Consider the following 13,063-nt stretch of genomic DNA (forward strand, 5'->3'; position numbering starts at 1 on the left):
AGAATTACACTGTATTAGCTGTTATACTTGCATGCGCATAATTTCCTGATAAGCACTCATTGCTCTGTTTCTCATTTGAAGGGTCAGCTGGAGGGCAATATCAGCCTTCTGGGCGGCGATAACCACCTGGGAAACATCTTCAATTCGCCCGGCTGCCAGCAGGGCATTCTGCCGGTCCGATTCCAGCTGTAAAGCGTTCGTTTTTTTCAAAGCCGCGGTCAGATATTGGCCGAAGCTTTGCACTTCTTTTGGTTCCTGCGTTTCGCCCAAATGACTCGTGGCATGCATCGACACCGGAGTCATCGCAAGTGGTGCAATTTCCATATCTCTATCCTCTCAAATCAAAAGCATCCCTAATTTCACTTGCCCATTTCCAAGGCCTTGGTCACCATGGACTTGGCAGCATTAATCGTCGTGGTATTGGCTTCATAAGCCCTGGAGGCGGTAATCATATCCACCATCTCTGCCACTACATTGATATTGGGCCGTTCCACATAACCGTCAGCATTGGCATCCGGATGTCCCGGGTCATAGACCAGCGGGCCCTGGGTGTTGTCGCTTTCGATGCGGGTTGCCCGTACACCATCTCCGGCTTCCAGCTTGTTTGCCGCTTTTTTCAAAAAACTCTGAAAGGGGCCGTCATTCTTCGTCCGTGGTTCAAAGACCACATAACGCCGGTGGTAAGCTCCGCCCTCCTGCGTCCGGGTTGTATTGGCATTGGCGATGTTGTTGGAGATAACATCCATACGCAAGCGCTCTGCCGTAAGTCCTGACGCGGCCGCATCAATCCCTAAAAACATGCTCATCTTCTTATCCCTTTGCACTTTCTACCATCAGCTTAGCTCTGTCCGCTGGTGATAACATTCTTCATCTTGGTCATAAAGCCGCCCAGCTGGGTGGTCATGGCGTTGTAGTACAAATGATTCTTGGAAAGTCCCGCCATCTCAATATCAATATCTACATTGTTGTCATCCACACGCATGGTTGTGGTATCATCCTCTTCAATGACGGCATGAACCTTGCCGTGCAGAGGAATGGGCAGGTGCCGGTCATGGGTGCGGACAATCGCCAGCCGGTTCACATCATCATCCAGATGGAGCTCCTTGGCCAACAAATCTTCAAAGTTCACCGCACTTCGCTTGAAATGAGGCGTATTGACATTGGCGATATTATTGCTGATAACTTCCTGACGCAAATTAGCGGCTTCCAGCCCCCGGGAAAGGTAATCGAAGTTTGGTGAATTCATTATCTGTTCCAGCATGCCGGAATCACACCCTTTCTTCCTGCCACTTTCTAAATATCCTTATAGTTGCCTTTTATTTATTTTCTACATAAGCCCTCTAACTCCTTCCCACTTTATCATTTTTTTCTTGGCAAATCTATAATGACTTCTCAAAAATTTTGCAAAAAAAAATAAGACCGGCACCTAAGCGCCGGTCCCAAAGGAATCCGAATCAGATTTTCAGTTTCTGTACTTCTTCGAGCAGGTACTCGTTGAGAACCTTGATGTAAGTACCCTTCATGCCGAGGGACTTGGAAGAGATAACGCCAGCGGACTCGAACTTGCGCAGAGCGTTTACGATAACAGAGCGGGTGATCTTCACCTTGTCAGCAATCTTGGAAGCTACCAGGAGGCCTTCCGTATCCGGCAGAGCTTCGAGAATTGCTTTGGCTGCACGGCTCTCGGAGAAAGAGAGCGTGTTGAGGGCAATCTGTACCGTAGCTTTCTTGCGGGCTTCGATTTCGATTTTTTCGGCATGGTCGCGGAGCATTTCCATGCCCACAACCGTAGCACCGTATTCGCAGAGCAGCAGGTCTTCATCGCTGAACTCTTCGTCATACTTAGCCACCACCAGCGTACCGATGCGTTCACCTACACCATAAATCGGAACGATGGTCGTGTTCTTGCCGTTGAACAGGCACTTCGTATTTTCTTCATAAGCGCACATGCCCGTCTTGGAATGGAGATTGGCGTTGGTTTCATCCATGCGCATGAGCCAGTTCACATAGGTCTTGGGGAACTCACCCTGATTGATAACCTTGTCCACCATCAGGTCGCATTCGAAATCATCCACAAAGGCATAACCGAAAATCTTGCCCTTCTTGTTGGTAATATAGACGTTCGCATTCAGCACGTTGCTGAGAACGCGGGAAATTCCATCGTATTCCACATTCTCGGAACGCTGCAGGAGCCGGTTGATTTTTCTTGTTTTCTCTAATAAAGATGCCATGTAGCCTTTCTCCTTTACAAAATATTTCGACAGCCTGACACAGTACCTAACAGGCCATCACATACACATCTAATGGTATTTTATCACATTTTTCGAAATAATCATAGATGCTGAATAATATTTTTAATTAAATTTTCATATTATTTCTGTCAGCGCAAAAGGAATCTGCATGCAGATTCCTTTTATCACTGTCAATTACAGAATAAATTGTGACAAATCACGGTTCACCACAATGTCAGCCAGCTGCTTGTCCACATAGGCCGCATCGATGACGACCTTCTTCTCCGTAAGTTCCGGAGCCGTGAAGCTGACTTCTTCGAGCAGTTTTTCCAGCAGGGTATGCAGGCGGCGGGCACCGATATCCTCGGCCTGCTCGTTGACATCACAGGCTAATTGTGCCAGACGGCCGATGGCATCCTCCTTGAATTCCAGTTCCACCCCTTCAGTTGCGAGCATGGCCTGATACTGCTTAATCAGAGCATTCTGCGGTTCAGTGAGGATTTTCTGGAAGTCTTCCTTGCGCAGGGACTTGAGTTCCACACGGATAGGAAAACGGCCCTGCAATTCCGGAATCAAATCCGAAGGCTTAGCCATATGGAAGGCACCGGCGGCAATAAAGAGCACATGGTCGGTCTTTAAGGGGCCGTACTTCGTCATAACGGTAGAGCCTTCGACAATCGGCAGAATATCACGCTGTACACCTTCGCGGCTCACATCTGCCCCGGAGCTGTTGCCCTTGACGGCAACTTTATCTATTTCGTCGAGAAATACAATGCCGCTGTACTCAGCTACCTTCACAGCTTCATCCGCCACAGCTTCCATATCAATAAGCTTGTCGGCTTCTTCCTGCGTAAAAATCTTGCGGGCCTGCTCGACCGTTACCTTGCGCTTGCGATGACGCTTGGGCATCAGGTTGCCAATCATATCCTGAATGTTGTCGCCCATGCTTTCGAGACTAGAACCAGCGAACATGCCTACCATGGGCTTGCCGGAATCTTCCACATCAATCTCAATGGTTTCCTGTTCCAGTTCGCCCTTCTGCAGACGTTTGCGCACCCATTCACGGCCAGCCTGATACTTCGGCTCTGCCGGCTGTTCCTCCTTCTCTTCGGCATCATCGCTGCCGCCAAAGAGACGTCCCAAAGGATTCGTATTCTTCTTGGGTTCCGGAACGAACACATCGAGAATGCGTTCTTCCGCCATTTCCTTGGCCTTGTCCTGAACAGATTCGATACGCTGCTGGCGCACCATGCGCACAGAGGTTTCCGCCAGGTCACGGATGATGGATTCCACATCACGGCCCACATAGCCCACTTCGGTAAACTTCGTGGCTTCCACCTTGATGAACGGTGCTTTAACAAGCTTTGCCAGACGGCGGGCAATTTCCGTCTTGCCCACGCCGGTGGAACCAATCATCAGAATGTTCTTGGGCACTACATCTTCCTGCATATCTGCAGGCAGTTTGCGGCTGCGCCAACGGTTGCGCAGAGCAATGGCCACAGACTTTTTCGCTTCGTCCTGGCCTACGATATATTTATTGAGTTCCTCCACAATCTGACGCGGAGTCTGTTCATTCGTACCAAAAAATTCTTCCATTTAGTCCAGTTCCTCCACCTTGATGTTATGATTGGTAAATACGCAGATATCCGCCGCAATGGACAGCGCCTCTTTGGCAATCTCGCCCGCGCTCATCTCCGTATGCTTGGCCATGGCACGGCCGGCAGACAGCGCATAGAAACCGCCGGAACCAATGGCGGCTACATCCCCGTCCGGCTCAATGACTTCGCCGTTACCGGAGAGCATCAGCATGGTGTCCTTATCCGCTACCAGCAGCAGGGCTTCCAATTTGCGCAGGATTTTATCCGTACGCCATTCCTTGGCCAGCTCGACTGCCGCCCGCTGCAAATTGCCATTATAGCTTTCCAGCTTCGCCTCAAACTTTTCGAACAACGTAAAGGCATCGGCCACGGAACCGGCAAAGCCTGCCAGTACCTGATTATGGTAAAGGCGGCGCACCTTGCGGGCGTTGGCCTTCATAATGGTATGTTCACCGAAAGTCACCTGACCGTCACCGGCAATGGCAGTTTTGCCATTCTTGCGCACGGCACAGATTGTCGTTGCATGAAATTGTGTTTCCATGATATCTAATCAACCTCCAATAGCAGGCTTGAACGCATCAATGGCGGCTAAAGCCCGCTCCGCAAGTTTCATTTTCTTGGCTTTTTTATCTTTGATAATCTTGCCGTTCTCATTGCGCATAACAATGGTGGGCAGGATGCCAAAGTTCACATTCATGGGCTGGAAGTGCTTGGCTTCGCTGGTAGTGATGTAATGTGCCAAAGCGCCATGGCAGGTTTCCTCCGGGAATACCAAAGGTTCCTTGTCCATGGCCATACGCGCGGCATTGACGCCGGCCACCAGTCCCGAAGCTGCCGATTCCACATACCCCTCTACACCTGTCATCTGCCCGGCAAAGAACAGATTGTCTATGCCCTTAAACTGGAAGGTAGGCCGCATGTGCGTCGGCGAATTCAGGAAGGTATTGCGGTGCATAACACCATAGCGCAGGAATTCTGCGTTCTCCAGTCCCGGAATCATGCCAAAGACACGGCGTTGTTCCGGCCATTTGAGATGGGTCTGAAAGCCCACGATATTGTAGAGTGTAGCCGAAGCATTATCCTGGCGCAGCTGCACTACAGCATAGGGGCGCACACCGGTTTCTGGATGTTCCAATCCCACAGGCTTAAGCGGGCCAAAGAGCAGGGTGTCCTCCCCGCGGCTGGCCATAACCTCTACGGGCATGCAGCCTTCAAAGAATTTTTCCTTCTCAAAATCCTTGGTCGGGGCTTTTTCTGCGTTGACCAGTTCCGTCCAGAACGCCTGATATTCTTCCTTGGTCATGGGGCAGTTGATATATGCTGCCTCGCCCTTGCCATAACGAGAAGCCCGATAGGCCTTAGTCATATCCACGGATTCGAGGCTCACAATCGGCGCTGCCGCATCATAGAAGTACAGTGAATCATTGCCGGTGAGTTTGGCAATTTCTTCTGCCAGTTTGCCTTCCGTCAACGGGCCGCTGGCCACAATAGTAATGGCGTCATCCCGCAGGGGGATATTTTCGATTTCTTCGTGAACCACCGTGATATTGGGATGGCTGCTCACCTTGTCGGTGATATACTGGCTGAAACCGTGACGGTCTACAGCCAAAGCACCGCCTGCCGGTACTTTCGTAGCATCAGCAGCTTCCATGATGATGGAATTAAGACGGCGCATTTCCTCTTTGAGCACGCCCACGGCATTTTCCATGCCAGCCCCCCGCAGGGAGTTGCTGCAGACCAATTCGGCAAACTCCGCGGTCTTATGGGCAGGAGTAGACTTAACCGGGCGCATTTCATAAAGCGTTACCTTGGCTCCCATATTGGCTGCCTGCCAGGCGGCTTCGGCCCCGGAAAGGCCCGCTCCAATGATGATGATATCTTTCATTATTTCTTTTTACCTTTTTTCGTCTTACTTTCTTTTTCAGCCTGAGCGGCAGCTTCAGCTTCCTTGGCTTTCTTGGCTTCGGCGCGCTGGCGCATCTTTTCCAGTTCCTTGTTGATGGGATGGTCGATGCGCGTCTTGCAGGCCTCATTGCTGCAATAGGTCAGCCCGCGGCCGTTCTTATAATGATGCTTGAGCATGAACGCACCGCACGTGGGGCATTTCTCCTGCAGGGGCTGGTCCCAGGTGGTGTAATCGCACTCGGGATAATTCTTACAGCCATAGAACTTGCGGCCACGATGGGATTTACGCTCCACGATGGAGCCGCCGCATTTCGGGCACTTGACACCGGTATCCACGAGCAGCGGCTTCGTGTTGCGGCAGTCCGGGAACCCCGGGCAGGCCAGGAATTTGCCATAGCGGCCCTGCTTGACCACCATCATGCGGCCGCAGATATCGCAGGGCACGTCGGAAACCTCCTCGGGAAGTTCCACATGGCCAATGGCTTCGTCCGCCTTTTCGAGTGTCACGGCAAAGGGGTCATAGAATTCCTTGAGCAGGTGGTTCTTCTCCACCTTGCCTTCGGCGATTTCGTCGAGCTCATTTTCCAAATCCGCCGTGAACTTCACATCAACGATATCCTTGAAGTATTCCTTCAGCATATCCACCACGACAAAACCGAGTTCTGTCGGCTGGAAATGCTTGTCAATGCGCTGTACATAACCGCGGGCCTGAATCGTCTCGATAATCGGCGCATAGGTACTCGGACGGCCGATTTCCTTTTCCTCCAACGTCTTGACCAAGGAGGCATCATTATAGCGTGGAGGCGGCTCCGTGAAATGCTGCTGAGGGAGCATCTTGGCGATATTTAATTCATCACCCTCGGCCAAATCCGGCAGCAGGACGTCCTTTTCCTTCTTGGTGGTCTCTGCACCGGCATAGACTGCCGTAAAGCCGGCAAATTTCAGCTTGGAGCCGGCAGCTTTAGCCTGATAACGGCTGCCTGCCTTAATCTGAATGCTCATGGTATCGTAAACGGCCGGTACCATCTGGCTGGCCGTGAAGCGCTGCCAAATCAGCGTGTAGAGCTTCAGCTGGTCCTTGTTCAGATATTTTTCCACGCTCTCCGGTGTGATATTCACATCCGTCGGACGGATGGCTTCATGGGCATCCTGTGCCTTCTTGCCCGTCACATAGACATTGGCCTTGGCAGGCAGGTAGTCTTCCCCGAACTGCTCACCAATAAAGGCACGAGCATCATTGAGTGCCACATCGGACAGACGGGTGGAGTCGGTTCTCATATAAGTGATAAGACCCGTAGCCCCGTGACGGCCCAATTCGATACCTTCATAGAGCTGCTGGGCAAGCATCATGGTCTTGCGGGAAGTAAAGCCCAGTTTACGGGCTGCATCCTGCTGCAGGGAACTCGTGGTAAAGGGGGCAGCAGGCTTGCGCTTGCGCTCACTCTTCTTGACCTTATCCACGATAAGCTGCTGCTTCTGGAAGTCTTCCACAAGCGCCGTGGTGTTCTTCTCGTCATGAAGGTCGAGCTTTTCGCCGTCCACATGAGTAAGTTCCGCATCAAACATAGCGGACTTATCCTTGCGCAGTTTCATGCCCACCGTCCAGTATTCCACGGACTCAAAGGCCTGAATTTCCTTTTCCCGGTCGCAGATAAGCTTGACCGTAACGGACTGCACACGGCCTGCCGACAGGCCCTTGCGCACCTTGCGCCAGAGCAGCGGCGAAAGTTTGTACCCCACAATACGGTCGAGCATACGGCGGGCCTGCTGGGCATCCACCTGGTCGATATTGATGCCGCGTGGATGTTTTACGGCCTCCTGAATGGCCGGTTTAGTAATTTCATTAAATACAATGCGGCAATCCTCCTCCGGATTCAATCCCAGGATAAAGGACAGATGCCAGGCAATCGCCTCACCTTCGCGGTCAGGGTCGCTTGCAAGATAGACTTTATCCGCATTCTTCGCGTCTTTTTTCAGGGCCTTGATTAAATCCCCTTTGCCCCGAATATTTATGTACTTGGGGGCAAAGTCATTTTCCACATCAATGCCAAACTGGCTCTTGGGCAAATCCCGCAGATGTCCCATCGAAGCCCGCACCATATACTTTTTCCCCAAATATTTTTCAATGGTCTTCGCCTTGGCTGGCGACTCCACGATAACCAAGGTCTTTTTTACTTTGCTTTTCGCCTTGGTTTTCGCTTTGGCCTTTGTTTTTTCTGCAGCCAAACTTTCACTCCCTCTCAGCACGCCTATAGGCATGCATTTCATTTTCTATCACAATCCCCTTGAGCTCCATTTCCAGAAGCAGGTAGGATAAATTTGCTATTTCACCATCCGGCAGGCTCATCATGATTTCATCCAAGGAAAGCGCATGGTCAAAGGAAAGCACCTGATAAATAGCCTGCTCCTCTGCCGTGAGTTTTACCTTTGCTGATGGTTTATTTTCCGCCGGGGCCAGATTAAATTCTTCCAGCACATCCTTCGGCTCAGTGACGAGCTTAGCTCCCTGCTGAATCAGATGATTGCAGCCGGCACAGCCTGGCGAATAAATACTGCCGGGCACGGCATAGACATCCCGGCCAGAGGACAGCGCCATCTCTGCCGTAATCAGCGAACCGGAACGAGCGGCGGCTTCCAGCACCAGCGTACCTTCGGCAAGGCCGCTGATAATGCGGTTCCTTGCCGGAAAATACGCCGGCAGTGGCCTGGTTCCCGGCTCATACTCCGAGATAACAGCACCGCCACTATCGGCAATATCATAGAGCAGCTTGCGATTCTCAGATGGATAGGCAATATCCACGCCACAGCCCAGCACAGCCACTGTGCGGCCGGCTTTCAGCGCCCCCAGATGGGAAAACGTGTCAATGCCACGGGCAGCACCGCTGACCACCGTAAGGCCTGCCGCTGCCAGCTTCTCACCAAATTCCAAAGCCGCTGCCTGACCGTAGCCGGAGAACCTCCGCGCTCCCACCATAGCTACCCGCCGGGCATCCGGTTCCAGTATGCCAGTATAATAGAGCAATACTGGCGGCGCATAGATTTCCCGCAGCACTTCCGGATAGTTTTCTTCCATTATAGATACCGTGTGAATGAGCTTCTTCTCGCAGGTCTTCTTTATCGCCTCGGGCACAGCCTCATGCTGACGACAAAAATCAGCCAGCCTTTGAGCCAATCTGGATGTCAGCACCCGCGCAGCGATTAAGTCATCCTTATCCGCCCGCCAGACAGCAGCTGCATTTCCCATAGACTCCAACAGCTGCCGCAAATACCGGCAGCCAATCCCCGGACAGCGAAGCATCGCCGCCAAATAAAAATGTTCGTCCTGCACTTCAGCCATAATCATCACCAAGCCTATACGTTATACAACCATAACAAAAATTTAGAAATTATGCAACACTTTACAGATTTTATTCATAAATATTTTTCACCACGAAGAACTTTTTCCCTTCTATTCTTAAAGAAAAAGTTTTCGCTCTGCAGTTCAGGTTAAGACGACGTTACAGCCATGTTGAGCGCAAAAAAGAGAGCACATCTGCTGATATGCCCTCTGGTTATTTTGTATAGACTTAACCGTTCGAACCGACTCCGGGGAGGTGAGTCATCGGTCGAATGGCAACCTTATTTCTGGTCATGCCACGTGACCTTGCTTCATCCCGAATACTGGCCGTAAGATCACCAACTCTTTGATTGTAATAACGCATGTGCGTTTCCCCACAATCAAGATTCCACTGAATCATTTGTCTTGTCACATCACCTTTCGCGTAATCATAAAACTCGTTCTGATTGAGGGTGCGATTATACACGACATAGTACTTCTTGCCATCTACCCAGATATCCTTACCTCGGCCATAACCATAATCGAAGCTGCCAACTACCTGATCCAGTTCCATATCAACCAGCTTATTCATGAACTTCTTTTCCATTTTATTTTCCTCCTCACATCTTAACGTGTTGTTATCTTGCTTTCTGTCCTTTATATCCCCGAAAGCAAAAAGTGTGTAGTAGGATAGAAAAAAATTTGAAAAGTACGCAATAAGCCCGCGAGCGTCTTTAGAATATCGATGTAAGCAATGCACGAAAACAGCCCGGTGGCTGATAAAACTTTTCCGTCGCGTTAGGCAAGCCTGTCAAAGCTACGGAAAAGTTTTATCAGCCACCGGGCGTCTTAGCATATAGATGTAAACAAAAACCGAATTCTAAGCCGAATCTTACTTCATGCGCTTAATGGTAAACCGTCCCGTCTCTACTTCCTTGCGGTGGCAATGCGGGCACTCATTTTCGATAAGTCCCGTATAGCCGCAAACCGGGTCGCGGTCAACCGGATGGTTGATGGAGAAGTAACCCATATCCGCATCGTGCATGGCACGAACCAGACGTTCAAAGGCCTTAACATTCTTGGTCGGGTCGCCGTCCATTTCGATATAGGCGATATGGCCAGCGTTTTCCAAAGCATGGTAAGGCGCTTCAATGCGAATCTTGTCAATAGCCTTAATCGGATAGTAAACCGGCACATGAGAGCTGTTGGTCATATAATCTCTGTCCGTAACACCCTCAATCACACCATAGACCTTGCGGTTGGAACGCTGGAACTGACCGGCAGTCGATTCTGCCGGGGTCGCGAAGCAGGACCAGTTCATGTGTTCTTCTTCCGTGTATTTATCCATGCGCTCACGCAGATGGCCGACAATCTTAAGGCCCAGCTCCTGCGCTTCAGCACTTTCACCGTGATGTTTGCCGATAAGAGCCTTGAGGCACTCAGCCAGACCGCAGAAGCCTACGGAATAGGAAGCATGCTTCAGCACATCCTTGATGCTGTCATCAGCACGCAGCTTGTCGCTGTCCATCCAAACACCCTGCCCCATGAGAAACGGGTAGTTGTAGACATGCTTTTCTGCAATGACATTCAAGCGGGCGAGGATATAGTCATGGCTGATTTCGATATATTTATCGTAAAGCTGCCAGAACTTATCCATATCCCCCTTGGCTTCCAAAGCCAGCTTCGGCAGGTTGATGGTGGTGAAGGCAAAGTTGCCGCGGCTGCCGGATTCTTCCGGGCCGTTGACATTGCTCATGACACGGGTGCGGCAGCCCATGGTAGCCACCGTGGAGTTGTAATCACCGGGCTTGTAATACTGGAGATTATACGGCGCATCGATGTTCACGAAGTTCGGGAACAGACGCTTGGCGCTGACCTTGCAGGCCTGCTGGAACAAATCGTAATTGGGGTCTTTGGGATTGTAGTTGACCCCGGCTTTCAGCTGGAACACCGAAATCGGGAAAATCGGCGTCTCGCCGTTCCCCAGACCAGACCAGATGGCATTGAGGACTTCCCGGGTAGCCAGGCGGCCTTCCGGGCTGGTATCCATACCGTAATTCAAAGAGCTGAAGGGAACCTGCGCACCGGCACGGCTATGCAACGTGTTGAAGTTATGAATCATTGCCTCCATGGCCTGATGGGTTTCCTCCACCACATCAGCGCAGGCCAAGCGATAGACATTGCGGGCCAGACGGCCGGACTCATCCGTGGGCAGTTTATAAGTATCTGCCAGCACAGCTTCCAGAGCTTTCTTAATCGCCTGTACAGATTCAGTGGCACGGGCGTCTTCGCTATTTTCCGTGTAGCTGCAGGCGCTAAAATCCATAGCCGGCTTAAAGTTTGCCTTAAATTCCTTTTCCGTGCCAAAGTCATGGGTATCGAACTGATACATCAACGCCTTGTGTGCTTCGCTGATGACTGCCTTGCGGAAAGACTTGCGCACGCCATCAGCCATGGCATAGTCAAAGGCATTGATAGCCTGACCGCCGAACATATCGTTCTGGTTGGACTGGATGGCAATGGCTGCCAGCGAAGCATAGGAACGGATGGAGTTTGGTTCACGCAGGAAGCCATGGCCCGTGGAGAAACCGCCCTTAAAGAGCTTCAGCAAATCAATCTGGCAGCAGTTAAAGGTAATCAGCGAGAAGTCCTTGTCGTGAATATGAATCCAGTTCTCCTTGTCGGCCTCGCGGAACTCGTCGGTAAGCACATAGTTATCCACGAAATGCTTGGCACCTTCGGCCCCCAGCTTCAGCATGATACCCATGGAAGCATCGGTGTTGATGTTAGCATTATCACGCTTGGAATCCACATCCACTGCATCGGCAAAGAAGATATCCCGATAGGAGGACATGAGGTGTTTCTGGGCAATACGGCGTTCCGTATGTTTCTGGCGATAGGTGATATACTTCTTGGCAATATCATAGAAGTTGTACTTCATGAGCTCCTGCTCAACGATATCCTGAATTTCCTCTACGCTGACATTCTCGCGATCCTGAATGTCCCACTCCACCTGACTGGTAACTTCATCAATATCCTTGGGGTTCATCTTGTGGCCGCCGTCATTATTGGCACCAGCGATGGCATTATAGATTTTCTCCCGGTTGTAAGGTACGGTATGTCCGGAACGCTTCGTAACTGTTTTCAAATTCATAGACTACAGGCACCGCTATCTTGCGGTTCACCCTCACGCCTCCTCTATATGTTGTGGTTAATTTATGTCGTAACGGTATATATTGTAGCAAATAACGGTCTTTTTCGCAATGAAAAAAAATCACAGCCGGTATAATTAAGCGCAAAATAAATATCCCCCGGCTTAGCCGGGGGTTTTACATTAACGGCCTATAAGGCCTCTTTTTACCAGCTGCGCTTAAAAGCGCTTGTACGGTCCGCCACACGCTACTTATTTCCGATTACCCGTAAACGGGTCTATCGCCTCTAGCGTTAGCTGCTCGGCCATATGGTCTTCACTTAGTTGCTGCTTTATATATTCCGCTATCTTCTTTTCGTTCTTTCCTACGGTACTCACATAATATCCTCGACACCAAAATTGTCTGTTTCTATACTTATATTTCATATTCCCCCATTTCTCATATATCATCAGGCTACTCTTCCCCTTCAAAAATCCCATAAAGTTCGATATACTAAATTTCGGTGGTATCTCTACCAAAATATGGATGTGGTCTGGACATGCCTCAGCTTCCAGTAAATTCACCCCCTTCCATCTGCACAATTCACGTATTATCTTTCCAATCTCATACCTCATTTGCCCGAAAAACACTTTCCGCCTATACTTCGGCGCAAAAACAATGTGATATTTACACTCCCATTTCGTGTGTGATAAACTATGGATGTCGTTCTTTTGCATTACGACAAAACCTCCCTATTCATAATTTTGCAGTTGACGGACCGCAACAATTATTTTCTAGGGAGGTTTTTCTTTTCCTTTAAAGACTCATCGCTAAAGCTTTACGGAACCCCTGGTCTAACCAGGGGTTTTCTAATAACAAAAA

General features: G+C 50.3%; 12 protein-coding genes. All 12 read right to left on the reverse strand.

Going from position 1 to position 13,063, the window contains the following annotated elements; genetic code table 11:
* Positions 1-21: 21 nt before the first annotated feature.
* Positions 22-324, reverse strand: a complete 303-nt coding sequence (gene fliE / locus T320_RS12835; RefSeq protein WP_026761358.1) for a flagellar hook-basal body complex protein FliE — start codon at positions 322-324, stop codon at positions 22-24.
* Between the two features lie 35 nt (positions 325-359).
* Complete coding sequence (gene flgC / locus T320_RS12840) at positions 360-806, reverse strand: flagellar basal body rod protein FlgC (RefSeq protein WP_026761359.1); 447 nt, start codon at positions 804-806, stop codon at positions 360-362.
* Positions 807-838: 32 nt separating this feature from the next.
* A complete protein-coding gene (gene flgB / locus T320_RS12845) occupies positions 839-1,261 on the reverse strand; it encodes a flagellar basal body rod protein FlgB (protein ID WP_026761360.1) in 423 nt (140 codons plus the stop codon).
* A gap of 193 nt (positions 1,262-1,454) precedes the next feature.
* Positions 1,455-2,231 carry a GTP-sensing pleiotropic transcriptional regulator CodY gene (gene codY, locus T320_RS12850; RefSeq protein ID WP_014423683.1) on the reverse strand — a complete coding sequence of 259 codons (777 nt, stop codon included), beginning with the start codon at positions 2,229-2,231 and terminating at the stop codon, positions 1,455-1,457.
* A gap of 195 nt (positions 2,232-2,426) precedes the next feature.
* A complete protein-coding gene (gene hslU, locus T320_RS12855) occupies positions 2,427-3,827 on the reverse strand; it encodes an ATP-dependent protease ATPase subunit HslU (RefSeq protein ID WP_037356448.1) in 1,401 nt (466 codons plus the stop codon).
* The gene (gene hslV, locus T320_RS12860; protein ID WP_026761362.1) at positions 3,828-4,370 is read right to left on the reverse strand and encodes an ATP-dependent protease subunit HslV; all 543 of its coding nucleotides are present in this window, start codon (positions 4,368-4,370) and stop codon (positions 3,828-3,830) included.
* A 9-nt stretch (positions 4,371-4,379) separates the two neighbouring features.
* A complete protein-coding gene (gene trmFO, locus T320_RS12865; RefSeq protein ID WP_037356451.1) occupies positions 4,380-5,714 on the reverse strand; it encodes a methylenetetrahydrofolate--tRNA-(uracil(54)-C(5))-methyltransferase (FADH(2)-oxidizing) TrmFO in 1,335 nt (444 codons plus the stop codon).
* On the reverse strand, positions 5,714-8,002 hold the full coding sequence (gene topA, locus T320_RS12870) for a type I DNA topoisomerase (protein ID WP_072024017.1): 2,289 nt from the start codon (positions 8,000-8,002) through the stop codon (positions 5,714-5,716). Before topA ends, trmFO begins: the two co-directional genes overlap by 1 nt.
* Positions 7,965-9,071 (reverse strand): DNA-processing protein DprA, encoded by a 1,107-nt coding sequence (gene dprA, locus T320_RS12875; RefSeq protein ID WP_037356454.1) that lies wholly within the window; start codon positions 9,069-9,071, stop codon positions 7,965-7,967. Before dprA ends, topA begins: the two co-directional genes overlap by 38 nt.
* A 229-nt stretch (positions 9,072-9,300) precedes the next feature.
* A complete protein-coding gene (locus T320_RS12880; RefSeq protein WP_037356457.1) occupies positions 9,301-9,657 on the reverse strand; it encodes a hypothetical protein in 357 nt (118 codons plus the stop codon).
* A gap of 285 nt (positions 9,658-9,942) precedes the next feature.
* Positions 9,943-12,204, reverse strand: coding sequence for an anaerobic ribonucleoside triphosphate reductase (locus tag T320_RS12885; protein ID WP_037356460.1), 2,262 nt, complete (start codon positions 12,202-12,204; stop codon positions 9,943-9,945).
* A 249-nt stretch (positions 12,205-12,453) separates the two neighbouring features.
* Positions 12,454-12,918: an IS200/IS605 family transposase gene (tnpA, locus tag T320_RS12890; RefSeq protein ID WP_037354312.1), complete on the reverse strand. Its 465-nt coding sequence runs from the start codon at positions 12,916-12,918 to the stop codon at positions 12,454-12,456.
* Positions 12,919-13,063: the final 145 nt, after the last annotated feature.

It is taken from the genome of Selenomonas sp. FC4001, assembly GCF_000701565.1.
GTDB classification, from domain to species: Bacteria; Bacillota; Negativicutes; order Selenomonadales; family Selenomonadaceae; genus Selenomonas_A; species Selenomonas_A ruminantium_B.